Origin of the sequence: Streptomyces hirsutus (genome assembly GCF_001418415.1) — a bacterium.
Classification (GTDB): domain Bacteria; phylum Actinomycetota; class Actinomycetes; order Streptomycetales; family Streptomycetaceae; genus Streptomyces; species Streptomyces hirsutus.
Genome location: NZ_LIQT01000144.1, coordinates 14,973 through 40,551, shown reverse-complemented (window position 1 = coordinate 40,551; position 25,579 = coordinate 14,973). Strand labels below are relative to the sequence as shown.

23 protein-coding genes and 1 pseudogene are annotated in these 25,579 nt (G+C 71.5%); 20 read left to right on the top strand and 4 right to left on the bottom strand.

Annotated elements, in window-relative coordinates; all coding sequences use genetic code 11:
- Window positions 1-51: 51 nt before the first annotated feature.
- Both AOK11_RS11455 and AOK11_RS11450 read left to right on the top strand, forming a co-directional pair.
- Window positions 52-2,019, top strand: a complete 1,968-nt coding sequence (locus AOK11_RS11455; RefSeq protein ID WP_079034775.1) for an oxidoreductase — start codon at window positions 52-54, stop codon at window positions 2,017-2,019.
- 172 nt (window positions 2,020-2,191) lie between these two features.
- Window positions 2,192-3,379 (top strand): ABC transporter substrate-binding protein, encoded by a 1,188-nt coding sequence (locus AOK11_RS11450; protein WP_157869326.1) that lies wholly within the window; start codon window positions 2,192-2,194, stop codon window positions 3,377-3,379.
- A 520-nt stretch (window positions 3,380-3,899) separates the two neighbouring features.
- Here the strand turns inward: AOK11_RS11450 and AOK11_RS46160 are convergent.
- The 3 genes from AOK11_RS46160 to AOK11_RS11440 are packed head-to-tail and all read right to left on the bottom strand — an operon-like array spanning window position 3,900 to window position 5,814.
- Window positions 3,900-4,079 carry an SDR family oxidoreductase gene (locus AOK11_RS46160; RefSeq protein ID WP_276204815.1) on the bottom strand — a complete coding sequence of 60 codons (180 nt, stop codon included), beginning with the start codon at window positions 4,077-4,079 and terminating at the stop codon, window positions 3,900-3,902.
- Window positions 4,076-4,627, bottom strand: a complete 552-nt coding sequence (locus tag AOK11_RS11445; protein WP_079034772.1) for an SDR family NAD(P)-dependent oxidoreductase — start codon at window positions 4,625-4,627, stop codon at window positions 4,076-4,078. Before AOK11_RS11445 ends, AOK11_RS46160 begins: the two co-directional genes overlap by 4 nt.
- 2 nt (window positions 4,628-4,629) lie before the next feature.
- A complete protein-coding gene (locus AOK11_RS11440) occupies window positions 4,630-5,814 on the bottom strand; it encodes an ABC transporter substrate-binding protein (RefSeq protein WP_055593558.1) in 1,185 nt (394 codons plus the stop codon).
- Between the two features lie 245 nt (window positions 5,815-6,059).
- Between AOK11_RS11440 and AOK11_RS11435 the strand changes: the two genes are divergently transcribed.
- The 18 genes and pseudogenes from AOK11_RS11435 (at window position 6,060) to AOK11_RS11355 (ending at window position 24,653) form a co-directional block, all read left to right on the top strand.
- Window positions 6,060-6,788: an ABC transporter ATP-binding protein gene (locus AOK11_RS11435; RefSeq protein ID WP_063793458.1), complete on the top strand. Its 729-nt coding sequence runs from the start codon at window positions 6,060-6,062 to the stop codon at window positions 6,786-6,788.
- A gap of 40 nt (window positions 6,789-6,828) precedes the next feature.
- Window positions 6,829-9,594, top strand: a complete 2,766-nt coding sequence (locus AOK11_RS11430) for a branched-chain amino acid ABC transporter permease/ATP-binding protein (protein ID WP_055593557.1) — start codon at window positions 6,829-6,831, stop codon at window positions 9,592-9,594.
- Window positions 9,594-10,154 (top strand): VOC family protein, encoded by a 561-nt coding sequence (locus AOK11_RS11425; protein WP_055593556.1) that lies wholly within the window; start codon window positions 9,594-9,596, stop codon window positions 10,152-10,154. Before AOK11_RS11430 ends, AOK11_RS11425 begins: the two co-directional genes overlap by 1 nt.
- 42 nt (window positions 10,155-10,196) lie before the next feature.
- Entirely contained in the window at window positions 10,197-10,658 is a 462-nt protein-coding gene (locus tag AOK11_RS11420) for a limonene-1,2-epoxide hydrolase family protein (protein WP_055593555.1), read from the top strand.
- 76 nt (window positions 10,659-10,734) lie between these two features.
- The gene (locus tag AOK11_RS11415; RefSeq protein ID WP_055593554.1) at window positions 10,735-11,547 is read left to right on the top strand and encodes an SDR family NAD(P)-dependent oxidoreductase; all 813 of its coding nucleotides are present in this window, start codon (window positions 10,735-10,737) and stop codon (window positions 11,545-11,547) included.
- Window positions 11,548-11,550: 3 nt separating this feature from the next.
- A complete protein-coding gene (locus AOK11_RS11410) occupies window positions 11,551-12,669 on the top strand; it encodes a Rossmann-fold NAD(P)-binding domain-containing protein (protein WP_055593553.1) in 1,119 nt (372 codons plus the stop codon).
- Window positions 12,670-12,684: 15 nt separating this feature from the next.
- The gene (locus AOK11_RS11405) at window positions 12,685-13,461 is read left to right on the top strand and encodes an enoyl-CoA hydratase-related protein (protein WP_055593552.1); all 777 of its coding nucleotides are present in this window, start codon (window positions 12,685-12,687) and stop codon (window positions 13,459-13,461) included.
- A gap of 263 nt (window positions 13,462-13,724) precedes the next feature.
- Window positions 13,725-14,894, top strand: a complete 1,170-nt coding sequence (locus tag AOK11_RS11400) for an alpha/beta hydrolase (protein ID WP_055593551.1) — start codon at window positions 13,725-13,727, stop codon at window positions 14,892-14,894.
- A pseudogene (locus AOK11_RS11395) lies at window positions 14,891-15,693 on the top strand (CaiB/BaiF CoA transferase family protein); the annotation flags it as partial. The gene AOK11_RS11400 and the pseudogene AOK11_RS11395, both read left to right, overlap by 4 nt.
- A gap of 2 nt (window positions 15,694-15,695) precedes the next feature.
- Window positions 15,696-16,042, top strand: a 347-nt coding sequence (locus tag AOK11_RS44725) for a CoA transferase (protein WP_240497300.1), incomplete at its 5' end; no start/stop codon positions are given.
- 2 nt (window positions 16,043-16,044) lie between these two features.
- On the top strand, window positions 16,045-16,893 hold the full coding sequence (locus AOK11_RS11390; protein WP_055593549.1) for an alpha/beta fold hydrolase: 849 nt from the start codon (window positions 16,045-16,047) through the stop codon (window positions 16,891-16,893).
- 81 nt (window positions 16,894-16,974) lie between these two features.
- On the top strand, window positions 16,975-18,021 hold the full coding sequence (locus AOK11_RS43900; protein WP_055593548.1) for an LLM class flavin-dependent oxidoreductase: 1,047 nt from the start codon (window positions 16,975-16,977) through the stop codon (window positions 18,019-18,021).
- Window positions 18,022-18,095: 74 nt separating this feature from the next.
- On the top strand, window positions 18,096-19,259 hold the full coding sequence (locus AOK11_RS11380) for a thiolase family protein (RefSeq protein WP_055593591.1): 1,164 nt from the start codon (window positions 18,096-18,098) through the stop codon (window positions 19,257-19,259).
- Window positions 19,259-20,047 (top strand): SDR family NAD(P)-dependent oxidoreductase, encoded by a 789-nt coding sequence (locus AOK11_RS11375; RefSeq protein ID WP_055593547.1) that lies wholly within the window; start codon window positions 19,259-19,261, stop codon window positions 20,045-20,047. Before AOK11_RS11380 ends, AOK11_RS11375 begins: the two co-directional genes overlap by 1 nt.
- 11 nt (window positions 20,048-20,058) lie before the next feature.
- Window positions 20,059-21,243, top strand: coding sequence for an acyl-CoA dehydrogenase family protein (locus tag AOK11_RS11370; RefSeq protein WP_055593546.1), 1,185 nt, complete (start codon window positions 20,059-20,061; stop codon window positions 21,241-21,243).
- A 25-nt stretch (window positions 21,244-21,268) separates the two neighbouring features.
- A complete protein-coding gene (locus tag AOK11_RS11365) occupies window positions 21,269-23,653 on the top strand; it encodes a transketolase-like TK C-terminal-containing protein (RefSeq protein WP_079034770.1) in 2,385 nt (794 codons plus the stop codon).
- A 16-nt stretch (window positions 23,654-23,669) separates the two neighbouring features.
- Entirely contained in the window at window positions 23,670-24,155 is a 486-nt protein-coding gene (locus tag AOK11_RS11360) for a nuclear transport factor 2 family protein (protein WP_055593545.1), read from the top strand.
- Between the two features lie 39 nt (window positions 24,156-24,194).
- On the top strand, window positions 24,195-24,653 hold the full coding sequence (locus AOK11_RS11355) for an SRPBCC family protein (protein ID WP_055593544.1): 459 nt from the start codon (window positions 24,195-24,197) through the stop codon (window positions 24,651-24,653).
- Between the two features lie 83 nt (window positions 24,654-24,736).
- Here the strand turns inward: AOK11_RS11355 and AOK11_RS11350 are convergent, their stop codons facing one another.
- Window positions 24,737-25,516, bottom strand: coding sequence for an enoyl-CoA hydratase (locus tag AOK11_RS11350; protein WP_055593589.1), 780 nt, complete (start codon window positions 25,514-25,516; stop codon window positions 24,737-24,739).
- Between the last annotated feature and the right edge of the window lie 63 nt (window positions 25,517-25,579).

Here is a 25,579-nt window from a genome sequence, read left to right as displayed (position 1 = left end):
CCAGGCCGTTCAGGCCCTCTGGCACGGCGGGCTTTCCGACAGGAGAGACGTATGACGACCAGCCCGGCCGTTGAGCCGACATCTCCCCGCGCGGACGGGAAGTACGCCCGTCTTCTCAGCCCGATGACCATCCGCGGCCATGTGCTCCGCAACCGGATGATCACCACGGCACACAGCATCATGGCGCCCTGGCACCCGGCCGGCGACGAGACGACCTACGTCGACTACTGCCGCCGCCGCGCGAAGGGCGGAGCCGCGCTGCTCATCACCCAGCCGGTCAACGTCGAGCCGTTCCACGGCTGGCCGTGGCCGGTGGTCGACCGGCTCAAGCGGCTGGCCGACGCCGTGCACGAGGAGGGCGCGCTGGTCACCCCGCAGGTGGTCAACTTCGGCCGGCAGATCGGCTCGCACGTGCTGCTCGACGAGCGCGCCGAGTGGTCCTTCAACGGCGGCCAGGACGAGTTCGGTGAGGCCGCCCACCGGATGACCGGTGCCGAGGTGCAGATGGTGGTCGACGCCTACGGCCGGCTGGCCGAGGTGTTCCGCGAGGCCGGTCTGGACGGGCTCGAACTGCACGGTGCCCACGGCTACCTCCTGCAGCAGTCCTACAGTCCCTGGGGAAACGGCCGCGACGACGAGTGGGGCGAGCAGTTGGCCTTCTCCACCGCGGTGCTCGAAGCGGTCCGCTCGGGACTGGGCGAGGACAGGATCCTGGGCTGGCGGATGACCGCCGACGACCACCTGCGCGAGGACGAGAACGGCCTCACCGTGGAGGAGCTCAAGGACGTCGCCAGGCGCCTGGTGGACACCGGCCAGATCGACTTCATGAACCTCTCCATCGGCACCAAGGCACCGGCGTACTCCCAGCCGTCGGTGGCCTCCTTCCGCTACCCCAAGGGCTACGACCTCGAACTGGCCGGCGGCCTGCGCGACGCGATCGACGCCCGGGTGCCGATCGTCGGGGTGGGCGGCATCGTCGACCCGGACATGGCCGAGCGGGCGCTGGCCGACGAGATGTGCGACCTGATCGGCATGACCCGCGGTTTCCTCTCCGACCCGGACATGGGCGTCAAGATCCTGCGCGGCGACGAGGACCGCATCCGCACCTGCGTGCGGGTCGCCGAGTGCAACAGCCGGCGCGTGGACGGCAAGGCCGTGCAGTGCTGGCACAATCCGGAGTTCGGCCGCGAGGCCCAGTTCGCCGCCCTGCCGGCGCCGTCGCGGCGCAAGCGCGTTCTCGTCGTGGGCGCCGGAGTCGCCGGCCTCCAGGCCGCCGAGGTGGCGGCGAAACGGGGCCACGACGTACGGATCGTCGAGGCGACCGGCCGGCCGGGCGGTCGGCTGCGCGCCCTCCTCGGCACCCGGGCCACCGAACTGTTCGGCACCGTCGACCACCTGGTGAACGAACTCCGGCACGAGGGCGTCGAGGTCGAGTACGGACGCCGGCTCACCGCGGCCGACATTCGGGCGAGGGACGTCGACGAGGTCGTAGTGGCCACCGGTGCCGAGCACGACCTGGCCGCCCACGGCCTGGACCGCCCGGGGATCGTCACGGTCGACGACGCGATCGTGAACGGCGTCCCCGAGGGGGCGAACGTGCTGGTCGTGGACCGCACCGGGCACAACCCGGCCGGCGTGGCGGTGGAGAAACTGGCACTGGAGGGCCGCGACGTCGTCTACGTGACGCCGTTCGACCGGATGGTCATCAACAGCGGTTACAACCACCGGCTCGACTACCAGGACCTCTTCCGCCGGTCGTCGCGCATCACGGCGATGACCTTCCGGGACCTCAGGTCGTACGAGGACGGACAGGCCACGCTCATCGACCCCGACGGTGTCGAGAGCGTGCTGCCCGGCATCGACGTCGTCGTCGCCGGGGTGCATCCCGTGCCGCGCGACGGGCTGGTCCACGAACTCGAGGCGCTCGGCGTCACCGTGCACACCTGCGGTGACGTGATCGCCCCCCGCGGCGTCACCACCGCCACCCGCGAAGCGACCCTGCTCGCACAGACGTTCTGAGCACGGCGGGCCGGGGCCGCGACCCAGCGGCCGAGGCCGCCCACCCCGCATGGATCGGACCGGTCCGGCATCCGCGGAGCCCGCTCGACCCTCCTGCCGCGCGAACGGCGGCAGGAGAGCGGCCCGCTCCCACCCACCATTGCTGATCAAGCAGATCAATCAGGAGACATCCATGCACCGCTCTGCGAAAATCGCCGCGCTGCTCGCCCTGGCCCTGCCGCTCACCGCGTGCGGAGGGGGCGCCTCCAGCTCCGAGGCGGGCGCCGAAGGCCCCATCAAGATCATGTCGATCGCCTCCTTCGAGAGCTCGGTCTACTCGATTCCCCAGCTGCAGACCGCCATCCAGGCATCGGTCGACGCGGTGAACAAGGAAGGCGGAATCGACGGCCGCAAGCTCAAGGTCTCCTTCTGCAACGACAAGTTCGACCCCAACGAGGCCACCGCCTGCGCCCAGCGCGCGATCAGCGAGGGCGTCGCCGCGGTCGTCGGCGGCATGACACCGCACACGGCCGCGCTCGCCCCCGTCCTGGAGGCGGCGAAGATCCCGTTCATCGGTCCCGGCGGCGGCGACGGCACCGCGGAGAGCGAGGAGGCCGCGTTCTACCCGATCAACGCCGGTTCGAGCGCCTTCGTCATTGCCGCCGGCCGGCTGGCCGCGGAGCGCGGCGGTGACAAGGTCGTCGTGGTCCCCGCTGACAACGCCTCCAGCCGTGCCTCCGTCAAGCAGGCAGGGCAGGGCATCGAGCGCGCCGGCGGGGCCATGACCGAGGTCGTCGCCCCGCTCACCGCCGCCGACTACAACCCGACCGCGCTCAAGGTGCTCGACCAGAAGCCCGACGGGGTCGTCATCACCGCCTCCGGCGACACCGCGACGCGCATCGTGTCGGCCCTGCGCGAGAACGGGTTCAAGGGCCCCATCACCGGCCCGGCGTCGATCGTCAACCCGGCCTCGATCAAGGCGCTCGGCGACAAGGCGGAGGGCATCGTGCTCGCCGGCCGCGGCCTTCCCTCGTCGTACACCGAGAACAAGATGATCGCGCAGTTCAACAAGGAGGTGCACGCCCTGAAGGCCGACGCGCCCATCGACGACATCAGCCTCAACGGCTGGCTCTCCGTGCGTGCCCTGCCCGGCATCCTGGGCGGCAAGAAGGTCACTGACGGGCAGTCGGTCATCGACGCCCTCTCGGACATCGCCGAGCCGGTGGACCTGTTCGGCATCTACTCCGACTACCCGGGCCTCGGCGGCGACGTGCCGCACAAGGACTACCCGCGCGTCGCGGTCTTCAAGGTGATGCCGAGCACCATCAAGGACGGCAGGATCGTCCCGGACGGCGAGTTCTTCGACCCGCTGGAGGGCTGACCCGCACAGGCGGGACATGACAACATCGCGGCGGACGGCCGGTGGGCGGGGCGGCCACCGGCCGTCCGCCGTGCGGTGGGGCGGCCCGCCCGTGCAGGGACCGGCAGCCCGTCGACGCCATGGTGCGCGGCCTGTCCGGCCGTCTGCCCGCGTGGTACGTCGCCAGGCCGCCCGTACCGCTGCGACTGGACCCGGCAGCACCAGGTGCCGCCGGTTTCGCGCCCACCGCCACCGCGGCGACGGCAGAGGCGGGCCCGGACCGCCGTGCGCGGTCCTGCCGGCCGGTGGGCCTGCCGTGGGTGCGGCAGAGGGGCCCGGAGAGAACCCCGGGCCCCTCTGCCGTGCGGGTGCCGGCGGGCGGGCGGGCCGTGACGCCCCCACGCGGCTCAGGTGCCCGCGCGCGGTCCTCCAGCGGTGGAGCCGGAGAACACGGTGGGGCGGTGCGGCCACCGGACCGGACCGGGGACATCCCCGGCCCCGCGTCCCCTGGGCCGCACCGCCCCACCGTGTGCCGGGCCCCTCAGGCGAGGGACCCCCCGTCGACGACCAGCTCGGCGCCGGTGGCGTACGAGCCGAGTTCGGAGACGAAGAAGTACACCGCCCGGGCGATCTCGTCCGGCCGGCCCATCCGCCCCATCGGGATCGCCGCCTCGACGGCCGCGACCCGGCGGGGATCCCTTTCCGTGATACCGGCGATCATCGGGGTGCGGACCAGTCCGGGCAGCACCGTGTTGACCCGTACACCGTGCGGCGCGAGCCGGCGCGCGGCGACCCGGCTGATCCCGCGCACCCCCACTTGGTGCTGACGTAGGCGAGGTCGGGGCTCTGCGCCGGTGGCATCGCCGCACCGGAGGCGATGTTGACGATCGAGCCCCGCCCCTGCTCCCGCAAGTGCTCTCCGACGATCTGGACCCCGAGGATCACCCCGAGCTGGTTGACCGTGGCGGTGCGGTGGAACAGGACCGGGTCGGGCGGGCTCTCCAGGAGGTACTCGCTCTTGAACCCGGCGGCGGCCACCAGTGCGTACAGCGGACCGAAGCGGTCCACCGCCGCGGTCATGAGCGCGTTCCAGGACCGGGGTTCCCCGACGTCGTGGTGGACGAACAGGCCGTCCAGTTCGCCGGCCAGCCGCTCACCCTCCTCGCGCTGCAGATCGGCGACGACCACCCGGTAGCCCTGTTCGGCGAGGTACCGGCAGGTGGCCGCGCCGATGCCGCTGGCACCCCCGGTGACGACGACGGCGTCCATGCTCACAGCTCGAGCGGGTTGAAGAAGTCTCCGTCACGGACGATCTCGCCGTCCTTGACGGCGCTGCCGACCGTGGCGAACCGCGGCACCCGGGGGTAGCTCTTGGAGTCCGGTGTCGCGGGCACGCCGGTGTAGTCCGGGGCGGTGCCGAGTTCGATCGGCTTCTCGATGGCATCGAAGGCCGAGATCACGGAGGCGCCGTCGGTGATCTCGTGGCCCTTCAGCACCTCGGCCAGCAGGTACATGCCGGTCCAGGCGTTGAGGGCGAGGTCGTCGGTCTGGGCCTCGGGGTCCTCGGCGGCCATCTGGTCGAGGAACTCCTTGACCTGGGGGATGTCCGTGGACGTGGGCGGCACGACCCGGCTGGTCATCCGGACGCCCTCGGCGAACTCGCCGAGCGCCTCGATGCTGGCCGGCGGGAAGAGAGAGCCGGGGGCGGTGAGCGCGCCCTTGTAGCCGGACTGGCGCAGGCTCTTGACCACCTTCAGCGCGTCCTCGGTGACGATCTGCAGGGCGATGGCGTCGGGCTTCATCTGCAGGGCGCGGGCGACGGTCGCCGAGACGTCCGGGGCGCCCAGCTTCATCGTGATCTTGGTCATCTTGGCGCCGGCCGATTCGGCGCCCTGGATGCTCAGGTCCGCGCCGGTCTGCGAGCCCTCGTTGTCGGAGGCGATGACGACGGTGGAGGGGCCCGCCTCGGCGGCGAGGCGGCCGGTGCCGATCGACATGCCGGGTGCGCCCGCGTTGACCGGGAAGGAGACCTCGCTCTGCAGCTCCACCGCGCCCGAGCTGGCGCTCCCGGCCACCAGCGGGATCTTCGCGGCCTCCAGGACCGGCAGGAACTGCGGGGAGAACGGGGAGGCGCCCCCGACCACGGCGACCATGCCGTCCGACACCGCGCGCTGCGCGCAGGAGGTCGCCTCGTTGGGGTCGAACTTGTCGTTGCAGACCTTGAGGACGACCTCGCGTCCGTCGATGCCGCCGTTCGCGTTGATGTCGGCGATCTTCGCCCGCAGCGCCGTCTCGACCTGGGGGGTGGAGAAGACGGGCGTCTCGAAGGAGCCGATCGACATGATCCTGATCGGGCCCTCGGCGGCGGCGGAGCCGGAGTCGGAGCCGCCGCAGGCGGCCAGCGAACCGAGGAGGAGAGGGGCTACGGCGAGAGTGGAGAACAGTCTTCGCTTCATGGGGTCCTTGCCCTAGGAGACAGAGTCCTTGCCACACATAACGAAACGTAGTTAGGTTAATGGTGCAAGGCTCGAGGCATCAAGGGATGCGTTCACGCCAGGTGTAGCGAAAATCCAGCCGTGCATAGACCTTGCGCCCAACTTGCGGCGGGCGTAAAACCAAACAACGTTTATTGCGCTGTGCGCGCCGCCCACCACCACGTCATGGCAGCGCACCCGGCTCCACCACCGCTGAGGGAGATGACGTGACTGCAGTCGCCCACACCGAGCCCGGCACGGCACGAGCCGCCGCCCTGCGGGCGACGTCGCTGGTCGCCGGCTACGGCGACCTCGCCGTCGTCCGCGGGCTGGACATCGAGGTCCGCGCCGGCGAGATCGTCGCGCTGCTCGGGCCCAACGGCGCCGGCAAGTCGACCACCCTGCTGACGCTCGCCGGCGAGCTGCGCCCGCTGGGCGGGGAGATCAGCTGGTTCGGCTCACCGCTCACCGGCGGCCTGCACAAACGGGCGGCGGCCGGCCTCGGCTTCGTGCCCGAGGAACGCTCCGTGATCATGTCGATGTCGGTACGGGACAACCTGCTCCTGGGCAGCGGCGGCATCGAGCCGGCCGTCGAGGTCTTCCCCGAACTGGGCAAACTGCTGGACCGCCGGGCCGGACTCCTCTCCGGCGGCGAACAGCAGATGCTCACCCTCGGCCGCGCGCTCGCCCGGCGGCCGAAGGTCCTGCTCGCCGACGAACTCTCCCTGGGCCTGGGACCGATCGTGGTCGACCGGCTCCTCGCGGCACTCCGCGAAGCGGCCACCACGCTGGACATCGGGGTCCTGCTGGTGGAGCAGCAGGCGCGCCGGGCCCTCGGCGCCTCCGACCGCTGGTACCTGATGCGCCGCGGCGAACTCGTCGCCAGCGGCAACTCCGCGGACGGCGACGAGGAGATCCGGCGCCGTTACCTCTCCGACCACGACAGCGCCGACTGACGCGCTCGACCCGGCCTCACCACTCACAGGAGACACCTGCATGGACATCCTCCGGTATGTGCTCATCGGCCTGGGAGCCGGTGCGCTCTACGCGCTGATCGCCCAGGGGCTGGTACTGGTCTATCGGGGATCCGGCATCCTCAACTTCGCCCAGGGCGGCTTCGTGATGGTCGGCGGCTACGCCTACTACCAGGCCGTGGTGGGCTTCTCGCTCCCGCGCTGGCTCGGCCTGGTCTTCGCCGTCGCGGTGGGCGCGGTCCTCGGCACACTGGTGCAGCTGCTGATCCTGAAACCGATGAGGGAATCCTCGGCTCTGCTGAAGGTGATCTCGACCCTGGCCGTGCTCATGGTCCTGACATCGGCCGCCGTACTCATCTACGGCAGTGACCTGAAGGCCGCGCCGTCGCTGCTGCCGACCAGCGGGATCCAGGTTGCCCCCGACGTCTACGTCGGCGCCGACCGCATGATCCTCTTCCTCCTCGGCGCCGCCTCCACCGTCGCGCTCTGGTTCGTCTACCGCCGTACGACGTTCGGCCGCGCCACGGGCGCGGTCGCCGAGAACGTCCGCGTCGCCGCGAGTCTCGGGCACTCCCCGGAGCGCATCGCGACCGTCAACTGGGCCCTGGGCGCCGGCCTCAGCGCGCTCGCGGGTGCCCTCATCGCGCCGATCACCTACCTGCAGCCGCAGGTTCTCGCCATGCTGGTGATACCCGCCCTCGCCGTCGGCCTCATCGCCAACTTCAACTCGTTCCCGATCGTGTTCGCCGGAGCCATCGGGCTCGGTGTCGTCGAGTCCCTCATGGCCCGCTACGTCAGCGCGCCGGGCTGGTCGGCCAGCGTGCCTTTCATCATCGTGGTGGTCGTGATGGTGCTGCGCGGGCGCGGCATCCCGCTGCGCAGCCACGTGCTGGACCGCATGATCGACGTCGGTTCCGGCAAGGTGCGGATCATCCCGACGGTCGTCGTCACCGCGGTCATGGCCTGGCTGGTCTCCTCGGTGTTCGACACCGCCTGGACCAACGCGGTCACCGTCACCATGGGCTTCGCGATCCTGTGCGTGTCCATCGTGCTCGTCACCGGATACGCCGGGCAGCTCTCGCTCGCCCAGTACGTCCTGGCCGGCTTCGGCGCCCTGATCGCCGCCCGCCTGGTGGCCGACCTCAAGTGGCCCTTCCTCGCCGCCCTCGTCGGTGCCGTGGCGGTCACCGCGCTGCTCGGCGTGCTCGTGGCACTGCCCGCCCTGCGCACCCGCGGCATCAACCTGGCCATCGTCACCCTCGGCCTCGCCGTCGTCATCTACAACATCGTCCTGAACAACAGCGACTACAGCGGCGGCACGAGCGGCATCGTCGTCCCGCCCATCGAGATCTTCGGGCTGAACGTCAGCGGCCTGCTGGCACCCGGCAACTACGCCGTGATGGCGCTCGTCCTGCTGGTGCTCGTGGCGGTCGGCGTCCTCAACCTGCGCCGCGGTGCCGTCGGCCGTCGGCTGCTCGCCGTGCGGAGCAACGAGCGTGCGGCGGCCTCTCTGGGCGTCAGCGTCTTCGGGGCCAAGCTGTTCGCGTTCGGTGCGGCGGCCGGCATCGCGGCCATCGCCGGTGTGGTGCTCACCTTCCGCAGCTTCAGTGTGGTGACCATCAACTTCGACACCTTCAACTCCATCGTGGTCGTCGCCATGACCGTGGTGGGCGGCGCCGGATACGTCGGCGGCGGTGTCATGGGCGGCACGCTGATGCCGTCGGGTGTCGGCTCGGAACTGTTCTCCGGTATCCACTCGATCGAGTCCTGGCTCCCGCTGATCAGCGGCCTGATGCTGCTGGTCATCCTGGTGCAGAACCCGTCCGGCCTGTGGCAGGTCAACGTCGAACTGGTCAAGGGCATCGGACGCAAGCTGCGCCGTAAGAAGGAGGAGCCCACGGCCGACGCCGCGGACGTCGAGGCCGCCGAAGCCGTCAAGGCCGAGCCGGTGGCGCCCAAGCGGCTCACCGTCTCCGGAGTGCGGGTGCGCTTCGGCAACGTGGTCGCCGTGTCCGACGCGACGTTCACCGTCGTGCCCGGCACCGTGCACGGCCTGATCGGCCCCAACGGCGCGGGCAAGACCACGGTCATCGACGCCGTCACCGGCTTCGTACGGTGCGAGACGGGCACGGTAGACCTGGACGGCGCCGACCTGACCCGCCTGTCGCCCCAGAAGCGGCTGAAGGCCGGCCTGGGCCGCTCCTTCCAGTCCCTGGAGCTGTTCGAGGACCTCACCCTGCGCGAGAACCTCGCCATCGCCAGTGAGCAGTGGAGCCCCCTGAAGTACGGTGCCGACTTCGTGCGGCCGGGCCGTATCCAGCTCAACGGCGTAGCGCTCGCCGCGGCCCGCGAGTTCAACCTGCTCGGCGAGCTCGACCTGAAGCCCGGCGAACTCTCCATGGGCCACCGCCGCCTCGCGGCGATCGCCAGGGCCGTGGCCAGCACCCCCTCGGTGCTCTGCCTCGACGAGCCCGCCGCCGGCCTGAGCGACCCCGAGGCACAGGACCTCGCCGCACTGCTGCGCCGCCTGGCCAAGGACTGGGGCATGGGCATCCTGCTGGTCGAGCACAACATCGACATGGTGCTCGCCGCCTGCGACGAGGTGACCGTGCTGACCGCCGGAGCCGTCCTCGTCAACGGCGGCCCCGAGGAGGTGCGCAACGACCCGCGGGTGCTCAGCGCCTACCTGGGGGGCGGGGCCGACGAGCCCGCCGAGTCCGCCGGCACGCAGGACACGACGGAGGCAGCCGGGCGGCGCGACGGCGACCTCATCGAGGAGTTCAGCTGATGCCCGGGGCCGAGGGCACGACCCGCAGGGTCGTGCCCTCCCGCCTGGCCCACGTGGTGCTCCGCACCCGGCGGCTGCGGCCGATGCTCGACTGGTGGGCCGACCTGCTCCAGGCGGAGGTGGTGTTCGAGAACGAGTTCATCGGCTTTCTGACCTTCGACGACGAGCACCATCGGATCGCGATCGTCCGGCCGCCGGACCTCGGCGGCCCCACCGGGCACACGGCGGGCCTGGACCACATCGCGTTCACCTACGCGAGCCTGGCCGACCTGGTGGCCACGTACGAGCGGCTCAAGGGCCAGGGCATCGACGCCACGTGGGTCGTCAACCACGGCCCGACCCTGTCGGTCTACTACCAGGACCCGGACGGGAACCGGGCCGAGCTGCAGATCGACCGGTTCGCCGACAACGAGGAGGCGACCGCGTTCCTGCGCTCGCCGGCCTTCGCCCGGCACCCGGTCGGTCACAGCGTGGACTTCGACGACCTGGTCCGCCGTTTCCACGAGGGCGAGGACGAGGCCGTGCTCACGGCCTACCGCTATGACCACGAGAACGCCTGAGCCGTGCCGGGCACACCGGTCGGGGAAGGAGGAGGCGAGCGGGTGAACACCGATCCGCTGACCGTGGTGCGCGACTTCTTCGCACACTTCGGGCCGACCCACGACGACATGGTGGCGACCGCCCGGCGGCTGTGCCACGACGACCTGTGGTGGGCCTCCGCCGGCTTCGACCCGCCCCGGGTGACCAGCCTGGAGCAGCTGGTGGCGGACCTGGAGAAGGCGAAGGCCCGCAAGGGGGTGGCGGGCTTCAGGTTCGACCTGGTGCACGCCGCCGCCGACGGTCCCTACGTCCTCACCGAGCGGTACGACGACTCCGTCGGCGCCGACGGCAGGCTGCTCCACTCGTTCAAAGTGATGGGCACGCTCAAGGTCGAGGACGGCCGCATCCGCTGGGTGCGCGATTACTTCTACGACACCCGCGAGTTCGCCGAGCGGTATCTGCCCGAGGACTTCGCGACCGACCGGCCGCCTCTCCTGGACGACCACATGCGCGCCGGGGACTGACTTTCCTTCCCCCCGCGCCGCCGACCCTGATAGAACACTGTTTGGTTTTACGCCGAGGTGAACGGAGAACACGACGATGGGTTCCCTGGACGAGAGGGTCGCGCTGGTCACCGGCGCAGGCTCCGGAATGGGCCGGGCCTCCGCCGAGGCCCTCGCCGCGGCGGGCGCCAAGGTGGTGGTGACCGACGTGAACGGCGACACCGCGACCACCACCGCGAAGGCGATCACCCAGGCCGGCGGTACGGCCGCCGCGGTGGTTCTCGACATCGCCGACGAGGCCTCCTGGGAGGAGGCCGTCAGGACGGCGCGCCGCGAGTTCGCCGAGCCGGTGACCGTGCTGCACAACAACGCCGCGCTCACCGCCGGACCGGTGATGGACCTCGACCGCGATCCGCTCCATCTCGACCTGGACGCCTGGAACACCAGCCTGTCGGTCACCCTGACCGGCGCGGCACTCGGCTGCAAGCACGTGCTGCCCGGGATGCTCGAAGCCGGGAACGGCAGCATCGTCAACATGTCCTCCACCCGCGGCGTCACAGGCGCCACCTGGCGGATGAGCTACAACACCGCCAAGGCCGGCATCATCGGGCTGACCCGCACGGTGGCGGTGCACTACGGGGCGCAGGGCGTCCGCTGCAACGCGATCGTGCCCGGCGTCTTCGACACTCCCGCGCTGCGCAGCGGCCTGCCCGCGGAGCGGCTGCGCGAGGTCGAGCGCTCCCATCTGCTGAACCGGGTCGGCCGGCCCGAGGAGATGGCGCAGGCAGTGGTGTTCCTCGCCTCCGACCTCTCCAGTTTCATCACCGGCGCGGTCATCCCGGTCGACGGCGGACAGACGGCCTTCAGCGAAGGGCTGGCCCCCGCGGTCAGCCGTGGAATCGAGGACTGAGCCATGAGCAAGAGGACACTGGTCATCGGCGGCACCGGTCCGACCGGTCCGCACATCCTGCAGGGGCTGCTCGACCGGGGCCACGACGTCACCATGCTGCACCGCGGCGCCCACGAGCCGCCCGGTCTGCCCGACGTCCGGCACCTGCACGCCGACCCGCACTTCGCCGAGACGCTGGAAGAGGTCGTCGGCGGCCAGGAGTGGGATCTCGTGGTCGCGACCTACGGGCGGATGCGGGTGACCGGGGAGTTCTTCGCCGGCCGGACCGACCAGCTGATCTGTGTCGGCGGTGTACCGGTCTACCGCGGCTTCATCGAGCCGCAGGGCTCCAAGCCGTGGGGCATGAAGATCAACGCCCGCGAGGACAGCCCGCTGGCCGACACCGCGGCCGTACCGGCGAAGTTCGCGATGCAGATTCTGAATGCCGAGCGCTCGGTGATGGAGCGTGCCGCGAACGGCGCCTACATGGCGTCCTACGTCCGGTACCCGCAGATCTACGGCCCGCGCAACATCGTGCCGTGGGAGTGGGCGGTGCTGAAGCGGATCCAGGACGGCCGCGATTACATGATCCTGCCCGACGACGGCCTGTGGATGATCTTCCGTTGCGCCGCCCGGAACGCGGCCGCGAGCATCATGGCGATCGTCGACCAGCCCGAGGTGGCCGACGGCGAGTCCTACAACGTCGCCGACGACGACCAGTTCACCCTGCGCCAGTGGGCCGAGGTGGTGGCGGAGATCTGCGGGAAGCCGCTGGACTTCGTCGGCATCCCGTCGCTGATCGCGCCCTCGGCCGTCAACGAGTTCCTGGCGCCCGCCTCCCGCCCGCACATGACGGTCGACGCCTCGAAGATCCGCACCCAGCTCGGTCACCGGGACGTCATCACGGCGTACGACGCGCTCGTGGAGACCGTCGAGTGGCTGCGGGAGAACCCGCCCACCCCCGAGGCGTACCCGATGTACACCGCCAAGTTCGACTACGAGCTGGAGGACCGGCAGGTCGCCGCCTACGCCAAGGCGGTCGAGATGTGCCGGGCCGAGGCGCCCGACGAGGCCCCGCCCCTGGCCCACCCCATGCCGCACCCGAAGGTCCCGTCGCTCACCGGCGACGAACGCGGACGCTGAGCGAAGGACGACACCGTGCCCATCCAGCAGAAGCTGTCCGAGGACGGCGTCCTCGAACTGGTCGTCGACGCCCCGCCGGTCAACGCCGTGGGGATCGAGGACCTCGCCGCGCTGGCAGCCGTCGTGGAGGGCGTCGCCGCGCGCCCCGAGGTGCGCGCGGTGGTCCTGCGCGGCGAGGGCCGGGGCTTCATCGGGGGCGGTGACGTCAAGGAGGTCCAGCGGCTGCCCGGCTTCGAGGGCATCCTCGGGCAGGTCAACGGCTCCACCGACCTGACCGTGGCCCTGCACGAGTGCGCCGCCCCCGTCATCGCCGCCGTGCACCGCTACTGCATCGGGCTGGGCGTCCTGGTCGCCGGGGCCTGCGACATCGTGGTCGCCGACGAGGAGTGCCGCTTCGTGCTCGCCGAGGTCGACAACGGTGCCACCGGCGGCGCGGTCCAGGCGATGGGCCTGATGCCGGACAAGCGGCTGCGCCAGGCCATGCTCACCTGCGAGCCGGTCCTGGGGCGGGAGCTGGCCTCGTACGGGACCGTGGTCGCGGTGCCCGACGAGGAGTCGGTGCCGGTGGAGGCCCGGCGGCTGGCCGGAGTCATCGCGGCCAAGAGGCCCTCGGTGGTCAGGGCGGCCAAGAAGGCCATCAACGGCAGCGCCCGGCGGGACATCGGCCCGCTGTACCGCCAGGAGACCGCGTTGACCCTCGAACTCAACATGCGCGGTGACGCGCGCGAGGCCCGCGAGACCTTCGTGTCCGGCGAGCGCCGGGGCTACCTGTCGCGGGAGACCTCTTCGTAGGGGGACCGCTCGTACGGTTCCCGCCGGGCTCGTGGGGGCCGGCACCGCGGTCCGCCGCGGTGCCGGCGGTTCCCCGCGAGCTCTCGGCTTCGCGCGGGCAGTCGGTCTCCGACGGGCCCCGCCCCACCCTGCTCCGTCCCGGGACCGCGTGGAAAACCCCCGGCCCCGGGACGGAGCTGCACACCGGGATCCAAACACTGTATGGTTTTGTGGACGGCATCTGACGGCCGGCCCGCACGACGTCGAGCACTGGAGGAACGCCCATGCCCGCGGACACGTCCGTGAAGTACACCCGCACCCCCTACCTCGTGGTGCAACGGGACAACTCCACCCGCAAGGACGTCTACGGCACGATCGGTGACTCGGTGGTGCTGCAGGCCCAGTTGCTCCGTGGTGAGAACCCGTCCACCACCTGCGTGGTCGCCATGCACCCCATCGGCTCACCCGGCTACCTGCCGATGTTCTCGGCGCTGGCCCGCGCCGGATTCCACGTGCTCGCCGCCGGCACCCGCTACAGCAACGGCGACGCCGCGCTGATCATGGAGAACGTCCTCCTCGACCTCGGCGCCGTGGTGAAGGACGCCAAGGAGCGCCTCGGCTACGAGCGGGTCGTCCTGGCCGGCTGGAGCGGCGGCGGCTCGCTGATGATGGGCTATCAGGCCGAGGCCGAGAAGCCGGTCATCAAGCTCACCGGCGCGGGGGAGTACACCCCGCTCGCCGACACCCGGCTCACCCCGGCCGACGGGGTGATGATCCTCGCGGCGCACCGCAGCCGCCACCACCTGCTGACCGACTTCCTGGACGCCTCGATCCTGGACGAGTCGCGCCCCGACGAGCGCGACCCCCACCTGAACCTTTACTCCCCCGAGAACCCCGACCAGCCCCCGTACACGGCGGAGTTCCTGGCCGAGTACCGCGCGGCCCAGGTGGCCCGCAGCCGCCGTATCACCGCGTACGCCCAGGAACGGCTGGCCGGCCTCAAGGCGGCCGGACGCCACCAGGAGGAGCACTGCTTCGTGGTGCAGGGCACCATGGCCGACCCCCGCTGGCTGGACCTCGCCGTCGACCCCAACGACCGGGCCCCCGGCTCCTACCTCGGCGATCCCCGTCTGGTCAACGACGGCCCCTCGGCGCTGGGCCGCTTCACCACCACCCGCAGCTGGCTCTCCCAGTGGTCCTACGACACCGCCCAGGTCGACGCCGCCGACGCGGCGTCCCGGGTCACCGTCCCGGTGCTTCTGCTGGAGAACTCCCGCGACGACGCGTGCCCGCCGGCCCACCCCCGGGCCATCTACGAGGGCATCGCCCACGAGAACAAGCAACTCAGCGTGATCGAGGGCGCGAACCACTACTACAGCGGCCAGAAGGAACATCTCCGGTCCGCGGTCGACCACATCGACGGCTGGCTGACGCAGAACGGGTTCGACCGATGACCGCCGGGGCGTCCGCCGCCGGCGGCGCGCTCGCCGGCCTGCGCGTCCTCGAGGTCGGACACATCATCAGCGGGCCTTTCTGCGCCCACCTGTTCGCCGATCACGGCGCCGAGGTCATCAAGGTCGAACCCCCGGCCGGTGACGACATGCGCCGCTGGGGCGGGCTCTACAAGGGCGTGGGGCTGTACTGGCCGATCATCGGCCGAGGCAAGAAGTCGGTCACCCTCGACCTCCGCGACGCCGAGGGGCAGGCCGCCTTCCGTGAACTGGCCCGTACGGCCGACGTGGTCATCGAGAACTTCCGTCCCGGCACCATGGAGCGCTGGGGCCTCGGCCCCGAGGACCTGCACGCCGACAACCCGGACCTGGTCATGGTCCGCATCACCGGCTACGGGCAGACGGGCCCCCTGCGCGACCGCGCCGGATTCGGCTCCATCGCCGAGGCGATGAGCGGCTTCCGGCATCTGTCCGGCGAGCCGGACCGGCCTCCCGTGCGGGTCGGCATCTCCATCGGGGACGCCCTCGCGGGCACCCAGGGCTTCATCGGCGCGCTGCTCGCCCTGCTGTCGGGCCATCTGCGCACGGGGTCCCGGGGCCAGGTGATCGACGTGGCGCTCTACGAGGCGACGTGGATGTACATGGAGTCGATCCTTCCCGAGTTCGTGAAACTGGGGAAGGTGCGCGGACCCTCCGGACCCCTGCTGCCGGGCATCGCGCCCTCCAGTGTCTACCCCACGTCCGACGGACGGTGGATCGTCATGGGGGCCAACAAGGACACCGTGTTCAGCCGGCTCGCCGCNNCCCATCTGCTGCGCGGCGAGCACCAGCTCGAACTGGACGCCGAGATCGCGCGGTGGACGCGCGGGCAGACGGTCGACGAACTCCTCGGCGTGCTAGACAAGGCGGGGGTGCCGGCCGGCCGGATCTACACCGCGCCCGACATCCTCGGCGACCCGCACTACCGCGCGCGGGACATGGTCGTGGAGGTGCCCGATCCGTCGTTGGACGGCGAGAGCGTTCCGATGCCCGGTGTGGTGCCCAAGCTGAGCCGGACACCGGGCGCCATCCGGCGCGGTGCGCCGCTGCTCGGTGAGCACAACGACGAGATCCTGGGCGCGCTGCGGACGACGTCCGCGGGCCGGAGGTGACCGTGGATCGGGCTTCCCCGGTCCTGCGCGGCACGGCCGGGAGAATCGTGGCCGACGTGCGTGAACCGGCCGCGCCCGGCACCGGGCGCGGCCTGGTGGTGCTGCTCCACGGAGGCGGCCAGACTCGGCACTCCTGGAGCCGCGCCGCCGAGATCCTGGCGGGCGACGGCTGGACGACCGTGACCTACGACGCGCGCGGGCACGGCGACAGCGACTGGGCCGGGGACGGGGACTACTCCATCGCCCGCTACGTCGACGACCTGCAGTGCGTCCTGGACCAGGTGGGCGGGGGCCGCCCCGCCTGCCTGGCCGGCGCGTCCCTCGGTGGCATGACCGCGCTCATGGCACTGGCCCGGCGCCCTCGCCTGACCGACCGTCTGGTGCTGGTCGACATCACACCGCGGCCCCATCCGGCCGGCGTCGCACGCATCAGGCAGTTCATGACGGCGCACCTCGACGGGTTCGAGACCCTCGCGGAGGTCGCCGAGGCCGTCGCGGCCTACAACCCGGGCAGACGGCGTTCGAGTCCCGAAGGGCTGCACCGCACCGTGCGCCGCGGCGCGGACGGACGGTGGCGGTGGCACTGGGACCCGGCGATTCTGAAAAGCAACGACGGCCCGAACCCGCTGGTCCGGCCGGACGACGCGGTCGCCGCCGCGAAGTCGGTCACCGTGCCCACCCTGCTGGTCGCGGGCGGTGCCAGCGATGTCGTTCGGGAGGACGAGGTGGGCGAGTTCCTGACGGTGATGCCCACGGCCCGCGCGGTCACGCTCGACGGTGCGGGACACATGGTCGTCGGCGACCGCAACGACGCTTTCGTCGACGCCATCCGCACCTTCCTCGACGATTGACCCCTTAATCCAAGGGTGTTAGATTAATGCTCCGTAAGGCTCCTTGTGAGTGCCCTGTCGGCCTGACGCGAAAGAGGCTCCATGAAGTTCAACCTGATGTCGCTGGGTGACCTCGTCACCGACCCCGTGACCGGTGAGCGGAGCACCAACGCGCGCCGCTACAAGATGTTTCCGGAGATGGCCGTCCTCGCCGAGTCGGCCGGCTTCAACGGCATCAACATGGGCGAGCACCACGGGATCGAGTACATCTACTCGGCACCGCCCGTCGTCCTCGCCGCCATCGCGGAGCGCACCACCACCCTGCGCCTCGGCACCGCCGTCACCCTGCTCGCCAACCTGGACGGTCTGCGCATCGCCGAGGACTACGCCACGGTCGACGTGCTGTCGGACGGCCGGGTCGACGTCGTGCACGGCCGGGGCAACTTCTTCGCCTCGACCTACACCCTGTTCGGCCAGAGCCTGGACGAGTCCGCTGCCCGCTTCAAGGAGAACGCGGAGCTCGTCGACAAGCTCTGGACCGGCGAACCCCTGCACTGGTCCGGCCGGTTCCGGCCCTCGATCAACGGCGAGTCCCTGCAGCCGGCTCCGATCCAGCCCGCCCGCGACTGCATGTGGATCGGCGGCGGCAGCTCCCTGGAGTCCGTGGAACTCGCCGCCCGCCTCGGATGGAAGCTGATGCTTCCCAGCGCCTTCGGCGACCCGTCGTTCTTCACCAAGGTCGTGGACCACTACCTCGCCAAGTGGGAGGAGTACGACCACGACTGGGAGCCGGAGATCGGTGCGGGCTGGCACGTCTGGGTCGGCCCCGACAGCAAGTCGGCGCGCGACCAGTGGAAACCGCGGTACGCCGCCTACCACGCCTGGATGAACGAGCTGCTCGCGCAGATCAACCCCTCCGTCCCGAAGCAGAACCAGCGTCCCTTCAACTTCGACTGGCTCACCACCAAGGGCCCGGCCATCGTCGGCAGCCCGGACGAGGTCGTCGACCGGATCTCCCGGCTGAGCGAGCAGCTCAAGGTCACCACGCATCTCGCCTACATGGACATGGGCGGCATGCCGGAGCCGGAGCTGTTCGACGCCATCGAGCTCTTCGGCAGCAAGGTGATCCCGCAGCTCGCGGACGCCTGACCCGGCCCCGACGCCCAGGCCCGACGCCCAGGCCCCGACCTGACCGTCCCACTCAGGAGAAACCCATGCCCGTGCTGTCTCCTGCCGTAGTCGTCGACGCGGTGCGCACTCCCTCCGGCCGGGGCAAGCCCGGCGGCGCCCTGTCCGGTGTGCACCCGGCCGACTTGCTGGCCACGACGCTGACGGCCCTGCTCGAACGCACCGGGATCGACCCGGCGCGGATCGACGACGTGATCGCCGGCTGTGTCGGTCAGGCCGGGGACCAGGCCACCAACGTGGCCCGGACCGCTTTGCTCACCGCCGGCTACCCGGAGTCCGTGCCGGCCACCACCGTCGACCGCCAGTGCGGATCCGCCCAGCAGGCACTGCACTTCGCCGCCCAGGGCGTGATGAGCGGTGCCTACGACGTAGTGGTCGCCGGCGGTGTGGAGTCCATGAGCAGGGTGCCGCTCGGGTTCCCGGGGCGCGACGGCAAGCCGTTCGCGCCCCTGGCGGGCCGTTACCCCGAGGGGCTGGTCGGCCAGGGCGTCTCGGCCGAGATCATCGCGGGACGCTGGAAGCTCGGCCGGCGGGAGCTGGACGAGTTCGCCGCACGGTCCCACGAACTGGCCGCGGCCCGCGCCCGCGCCGGCGACTTCGCCCGGGAGATCGTGCCCGTGGGGGAGGTCGCCGCCGACGAGACCGTGCGCCCCGGCACCACCGCCGACCAACTGGCGGGCCTGCGCGCGTCGTTCCAGGACGACGCGTTGGGGGAGCGCTTCCCGGAGATCGGGTGGCACATCACGCCCGGCAACTCCTCACCCCTCACCGACGGGGCCTCTGCGGCCCTGGTGACGAGCGAGGCGAAGGCCGCCGAACTGGGCCTCGCACCGCGGGCCCGGCTCACCGGCTTCGCGGTGACCGGCAGCGACCCGCTGCTGATGCTCACCGGCGTCATCCCCGCCACCCAGCGCCTTCTGGACCGGACCGGCCTGACGGTCGACGACATCGACGTCTTCGAGGTCAACGAGGCGTTCGCACCCGTACCCCTGGTCTGGGCCCGCGAACTCGGCGTCGACCTGGCGAAGGTCAACCCGCGGGGCGGAGCCATCGCCCTCGGCCACCCGATGGGCGCCTCCGGCATCCGTATCCTCGCCACCCTGATCAGCCACTTGGAGGCCACCGGCGGACGGCGTGGTGTGATCACCATGTGCGAAGGCGGGGGCATGGCCAACGCGACCCTGGTCGAGCTGGTCTGATGGCGGCCCAGGACGAGACGCCCAGGATTGGCGTCGAACAGTTCTCCCTGACCGGCAGGGTCGCCGTCGTCACCGGCGCGAGCTCCGGCCTCGGTGCGGGTTTCGCCCGCGCGCTGGCCGCCGCCGGTGCGGACGTGGTCCTCGCCGCCCGCCGGGTGGACCGCCTGCACGACATCGCCCGGGAGGTCGAGAAGTACGGGGTGCGGGCGCTGCCGGTGCGCTGCGACGTCGTCTCCCCGGACGACTGCGCCGCGGTCGTCGACCGGGCCGTCGCCGAACTCGGCGCGGTCGACGTGCTCGTGAACAACGCCGGCGTCGGCACGGCAGTCCCCGCGCTGCGCGAGACACCGGAGGAGTTCCGGAGCGTCGTCGACGTGAACCTCATGGGCGCGTACTGGATGGCGCAGTCGTGTGCCCGGGTGATGCGACCCGGGTCGAGCATCATCAACGTCGCGAGCGCACTCGCACTGGTGAAGCCCTTCGCCCCGCAGGCGGCGTACGTCGCGAGCAAGGCCGGACTGGTCGGCCTCACCCGCGACCTCGCCCAGCAGTGGTCGGGCCGCAAGGGCATCCGGGTCAACGCGATCGCCCCGGGCTACTTCGCCACGGACATGACCGAGGCGGCCCCCCGCGCGGCGCTCACCGAGTTCCTGGAGCACAGCACACCGCTGAAGCGGATGGGCAAGCCGCATGAACTCGACGGTGCCGTCGTCTTCCTCGCCGGCGACGCCTCGACATACGTCACCGGCATCACGCTGCCCGTCGACGGCGGCATGTCCGGCCATTAGGAGCGCTGTTCATGAGTACTTCCCTGCAGGACCGCATGTGGGACTTCATGCGCGAGGAGGTCTTCCCGGCCGAACCGGTCTGGGCGGCCCACCTGCGCGAGCACGGCGAGCACAGCTACCCGCCCGTGATGGAGAAGCTGAAGGCCTCCGCCCGCGAGCGGGGGCTGTGGAACCTCTTCCTGCCGTCGGTCTCCGGCCTGTCGAACGCCGAGTACGCCCCCATCGCCGAGATCACCGGCTGGTCCCCGGTCATCGCGCCGGAGGCGATCAACTGCCAGGCACCCGACACCGGCAACATGGAGACGCTCGCCCTCTTCGGCACGGACGAGCAGAAGAAGAGGTGGCTCGAACCCCTCCTCGCCGGAGAGATCCGCTCGGCCTTCGCGATGACCGAGCCCGACGTGGCCTCCTCCGACGCCACCAACATCTCCACCACGATCGTGCGGGACGGCGACTCCTACGTCATCACCGGACGGAAGTGGTGGATCACCGGCTCCGCGGACGAGCGCTGCCGGATCTTCATCGTGATGGGCAAGACCGATCCGGACGCCCCCACGCACCGGCAGCAGTCCATGGTGCTGGTGGAGCGGGACACGCCCGGACTCACCATCGAGCGGCACCTGCCGATCTTCGGCTACCAGGATCAGCACGGCCACTCCGAGCTGGTCTTCGACGAGGTGCGGGTGCCGGCCGAGAACCTCCTCGCCGCCGAGGGCGACGGGTTCACCATCGCCCAGGCCCGGCTCGGCCCCGGCCGGATCCACCACGCCATGCGCGCGCTGGGCATGGCCGAGCGGGCACTGGCCCTGATGGTCCGCCGCGCCGGGGAACGGGTGGCGTTCGGCCGGCGGCTGGCCGACAACCCGGTGGTCCAGGAGCTCATCGCCGACTCCCGGATGGACATCGACCAGGCCCGCCTGCTGGTGCAGCACACGGCGGGGCTCATCGACCGGAACGGGGCGAAGGCGGCCCGCGGGGAGATTTCCCAGATCAAGGTGGTCGCCCCGGCCGTCGCCACCCGGGTCGTGGACCGGGCGATCGAGGTGTTCGGGGGCGCCGGCGTGAGCGACGACCTGCCGCTCGCCTATTTCTACGCCTGGGCGCGGGTGCTGCGGATCGTCGACGGGCCCGACGCCGTGCACCGGCGCACCGTCGCCCGGCAGGAACTGCGCCGGGAGCGACCGTACGTGGGCTGAGCCGACGAGTGACCGGGAGAGACCGATGACCCACAGCACCACCCACACCCCGCGCCCGCCGGACGCCTTCTCCGGCGCGGCGGTCCGGACGGACGGAAACGGGAAGGCGGACGAACCGGCGGTCCTGGAATCGCTCGAGCGCCGCGTCCTGTGGCTCGCGACGGCGATGATCGACCACGCCAACCGCGGACGCCCCAACCGCTCCGGGCTCAAGGTCGGCGGCCACCAGGCCTCCAGCGCCTCGATGGCCGGCATCATGACGGCACTCTGGTTCGGTCGCCTGACCGCCGAGGACCGGGTGTCGGTCAAGCCGCACGCCTCGCCGGTCCTGCACGCCGTCAACTACCTGCTGGGCCGACTCGACCGGTCCTACCTCACCCGCCTGCGGGATTACGGCGGACTGCAGAGCTACCCGAGCCGCACCAAGGACCCCGACCCGGTCGACTACTCGACCGGCTCGGTCGGCATCGGGGCGACCGCGCCGATCTGGGGCGCGGTGGCCGGCCGGTACGTCGACGACCGCACCGGCACCCGGCGCGGGGGACGGCAGTACTCGCTCGTCGGGGACGCCGAACTGGACGAGGGGGCGGTCTGGGAGGCCGTCCTCGACCCGGCCACCGCCGACCTCGGCGAGGTGGTCTGGATCGTGGACCTCAACCGGCAGTCCCTGGACCGCGTGGTGCCCGACATCGCCGCCGGCCGGCTGCGGCAGATGTTCGACGCGGCCGGGTGGCAGGTCCTGACCGTCAAGTACGGAAGCAGACTGCAGGCCCTCATCGACCGGCCGGGCGGAGACGCCCTGGAACGCCGGATCGACGAGATGCCCAACCCGGAGTACCAGCGGCTGCTGCGCTGCGACGCCGGCGAACTGCGCCGCCGCCTGCCCGGCATCGGACCCGACGCCGCCTCGGTCGCCGCCGTGATCGCGGACGTCGACGACATCGCCCTGGTCGAGGCCGTCCGCGACCTGGGCGGTCACGACCTGCCTGCACTCCTCGACGCCTTCGACCGGATCGACGACACGCGTCCCACCGTGATCTTCGCCTACACGGTCAAGGGCTACGGGCTGGCCAGCGCGGGACACCCGCAGAACCACGCGAACCTGCTGACCCCCGAGCAGCTGCGCGATCTCGCCGTGCGCACCGGGGCCGACCCGGCCGACCCGTGGGCCGCGTTCCCCGCGGACAGCGCCGAGGGACGGCACTGCGCCGCGGTCGCGGCCCGGCTGACCCGCACGCCACCGGAGCCCTCCGCACCTCCGGCCGTACCGGCGGACCTGGGACGGACACCGAACGGACGCGCGTCGACCCAGCAGGCACTCGGGCGCACCCTGCTGGACCTGACCCGGTCCGCGCCGGAGGTGGCGGCCCGGGTGGTCACGGTGGCCCCCGACGTCGCCTCCAGCACCAACCTCGGCGGATGGCTCAACAAGGCCGGCCCCTGGTCCAGCACGGCCAAGCAGGACTGGTTCGCCGACGACGCCGAAACCCTGCTGCGCTGGGCCGAACGACCCACCGGCCAGCACATCGAACTCGGCATCGCCGAGGTCAACCTGGTCGGTCTGCTGGGCGAACTCGGCGCCACCTGGAGCCGGTGGGGACACCCGCTGTTCCCGATCGGCGTGGTCTACGACCCCTTCGTCGGACGGGCCCTGGAGCCCTGGTCGTTCGGGATGTACGCCGGGGGACAGTCGATCCTGGTCGGCACCCCGTCGGGCGTCACCCTGGGACCCGAGGGCGGCGCCCACCAGTCGATCACCACCCCCTCGATCGGCCTGGAACAGCCCGGCTGCGTCGCCTTCGAGCCGGCCTTCGCACTGGAGGCCGAGTGGTGCCTGCTCGACGGCCTGTCCCGGCTGGGCCGCGAGGGCGGCAGCTCGACGTACCTGCGGCTGTCCACGCGCCCCGTCGACCAGGCGCTGGCGCGGATACCGCAGGAGGCCGCCGCCCGGGAGCGGCGCCGCCGCCAGGTGCTGGCCGGTGGTTACCGGCTGCGGACCACGCCCGGCGCCCGGGTCGCGATCGTCGCCATGGGTGCGATGGTGACCGAGGCGGTCACGGCGGCCGACCGCCTCGCGGCCGGTGGCCACCCCGTGGACGTCGTGGTGGCCACCAGCCCGGACCGGCTGATGCGGGCCCAGCGGGCCCGCGACGGACTGGAACCGGGGGACAGCTGGATCCTCGACCAGCTGTTCCCGCAACGCCGGCCGCAGTCCCTGGTGACCGTCCTCGACGGCCATCCGCACACCCTGGCCTTTCTGGCCGCCCACACCGGCGGACTCGGCATCCGCACACTCGGGGTGACGAGGTTCGGCGAGTCCGGCGACCTGCCGGACCTGTACGCAGCACACGGCATCGACGCCGATCACATCGTCCGCGCGGCCCTCGATCTGATCGACCGGCCCGACTGACGGGAGGAACACGCGTATGACGAACCATGAAATGCCGCCGTTGGAACGGCTTCTGGCGATCGAGGAGTGCAGACGGCTGATGGTGGAGTACGGCCGCCGGCTCGACCACGGCCGCGGCGCGTCGGCCGCCGACCTCTTCACCGAGGACGGCGCCTGGCGCTCCCCGACGATCGACGCCGTCGGGCGGGAGGAGCTGCGTGCCTTCTTCGCCCGCCGGGACGCCCTGACCGACCGGACGACCCGCCACGTCGTCACCAACATCGCCGTCGACGTGCTGGACGCCGACCACGCCCGCGGCGTGTCCGTCGCCGTCGAACTCCGGGACGACCAGGGCCCCGACGGCCTTGCGGTCGACACCCGTCCGGCCATCGCCGGCGACTACGAGGACGAGTTCGTACGCGTCGACGGCCGGTGGCTGTTCCGCGAGCGCCGCGTCGTCGTGGCGTTCAAACGCGAGACGGAGGCGTTCATGCGGCCCCTGCCGACCGCAGGACAACAGTGACACCCCGCCTGCCCCGACACGGTCCGTACCGGAGGAACCATGAGCCGTGCCTACGTCAGCGACGTCCTGCCCGCGCCGGTCGACACCGTCTGGGCGGTACTGGGCCGCTTCGAGGACATCGCGGACTTCGTCGAGAAACTGTCCGAGGGCGGGCTGGAAGGCGAGGGGGGACCGGCCGTCGGTTCCGTACGCCGTCTCGTGCTGCGCGACGGGGGCCGGGTGGTCCGCGAGCGGCTGGTGGCCATGGACGCCGACGACCGGTCGTACTCCTACGACTTCCCGCCCGGGGAGAACCCGTTCCCGGTGCGCAGCTACCGGGCGACCATCCGGGTCCGCCCGGTGACGCGCACGAACGGGACGTTCGTCGAGTGGTACGGCGACTTCGACTGCGACGCCGGCGTCGAGGCCGAGATGCACGAGGCCTTCGCGAGCCGGTACTCGGCGTTCCTGGGGAACCTCCGCGACCACCTCGGCCTGCCGCCGGCGACACGGGAGTAGGGGCTCACCGGCGGATCGGGCCGGAGGACGGCGACGGCACCGTGCGTGCCGCCGCGCCTTTGGAACGGTCCGTCGGACGGCCCTCAGTTCTGGGCCCGCCCCCGCTCGATGAGCGCGTCCGCCCGGGCGGCGACGCTCTCCGGACGGAACATGCGCTCCGCCCAGGCCAGTGAGCGGGAGCTCTCGCGCTGCGCCGCCTCCGCGAGCGTGGAGGCGGCGTTGTCGCGGTAGAGCGCCAGATACTCGGCGGCGATCTCCGGGTCGAGCTCGGCGATCTGCCGTGCCGCCTCCCGGGCGGTGGCGAGCAGGTCCTCGCCCTCCACCACCCGGTTGACCAGCCCCCAGGTGAGCGCCTCCTCAGCGCCGATCAGACGCCCGGTGAGGCTCATCTCCCGGGCCCGGCGCACGCCGACGGCCTGCGGGAGCAGGTAGGACAGGCCCCAGCCGGGCAGCACGCCGACCCGGGCGTGGGTGTCACCGAAGCGGGCCGCCTCCGAGGCGATGACGAGGTCGCAGTGCAGCACGATCTCCAGACCGCCGGTGACCGCCGGGCCGTTCACCGCGGCGATGACCGGTTTGGCCGGACGGTGCCAGGGCGCGTTGTCGCCGGCCGAGGGGCCCGCCGAGCGCATGTTGTCCCCGGTCTCGCCCAGTTCGCGCAGGTCGAGTCCGGCGCAGAAGGCCTGCCCCGCGCCGGTCAGCACCACCGCGCGCACCCGCGCGTCGTCGGTGAGCCGGGCCATGGTGGCGCTCAGCTCCCGGATCAGCCGGGAGGTCAGCGCGTTGCGCCGCAGCGGGCGGTTGAGCGTGACCGTGGCGACCGCCCCGTCGTGCTCGACCAGGACACAGTCAGAGGGGTTCATGGAGGACACACCGGACTCCTAACGGCGATGGGTTTTCTGGCCCTCAGAGTGACAGGCGTCACG

Coding starts and splice junctions, on each gene's coding strand:
- AOK11_RS11455 (WP_079034775.1), top strand. CDS start 52: ATGACGACCAGCCCGGCCGTTGAGCCGACATCTCCCCGCGCGGACGGG.
- AOK11_RS11450 (WP_157869326.1), top strand. CDS start 2,192: ATGCACCGCTCTGCGAAAATCGCCGCGCTGCTCGCCCTGGCCCTGCCG.
- AOK11_RS46160 (WP_276204815.1), bottom strand. CDS start 4,079: ATGATCGCCGGTATCACGGAAAGGGATCCCCGCCGGGTCGCGGCCGTC.
- AOK11_RS11445 (WP_079034772.1), bottom strand. CDS start 4,627: ATGGACGCCGTCGTCGTCACCGGGGGTGCCAGCGGCATCGGCGCGGCC.
- AOK11_RS11440 (WP_055593558.1), bottom strand. CDS start 5,814: ATGAAGCGAAGACTGTTCTCCACTCTCGCCGTAGCCCCTCTCCTCCTC.
- AOK11_RS11430 (WP_055593557.1), top strand. CDS start 6,829: ATGGACATCCTCCGGTATGTGCTCATCGGCCTGGGAGCCGGTGCGCTC.
- AOK11_RS11425 (WP_055593556.1), top strand. CDS start 9,594: ATGCCCGGGGCCGAGGGCACGACCCGCAGGGTCGTGCCCTCCCGCCTG.
- AOK11_RS11415 (WP_055593554.1), top strand. CDS start 10,735: ATGGGTTCCCTGGACGAGAGGGTCGCGCTGGTCACCGGCGCAGGCTCC.
- AOK11_RS11410 (WP_055593553.1), top strand. CDS start 11,551: ATGAGCAAGAGGACACTGGTCATCGGCGGCACCGGTCCGACCGGTCCG.
- AOK11_RS11400 (WP_055593551.1), top strand. CDS start 13,725: ATGCCCGCGGACACGTCCGTGAAGTACACCCGCACCCCCTACCTCGTG.
- AOK11_RS43900 (WP_055593548.1), top strand. CDS start 16,975: ATGAAGTTCAACCTGATGTCGCTGGGTGACCTCGTCACCGACCCCGTG.
- AOK11_RS11375 (WP_055593547.1), top strand. CDS start 19,259: ATGGCGGCCCAGGACGAGACGCCCAGGATTGGCGTCGAACAGTTCTCC.
- AOK11_RS11370 (WP_055593546.1), top strand. CDS start 20,059: ATGAGTACTTCCCTGCAGGACCGCATGTGGGACTTCATGCGCGAGGAG.
- AOK11_RS11365 (WP_079034770.1), top strand. CDS start 21,269: ATGACCCACAGCACCACCCACACCCCGCGCCCGCCGGACGCCTTCTCC.
- AOK11_RS11360 (WP_055593545.1), top strand. CDS start 23,670: ATGACGAACCATGAAATGCCGCCGTTGGAACGGCTTCTGGCGATCGAG.
- AOK11_RS11355 (WP_055593544.1), top strand. CDS start 24,195: ATGAGCCGTGCCTACGTCAGCGACGTCCTGCCCGCGCCGGTCGACACC.
- AOK11_RS11350 (WP_055593589.1), bottom strand. CDS start 25,516: ATGAACCCCTCTGACTGTGTCCTGGTCGAGCACGACGGGGCGGTCGCC.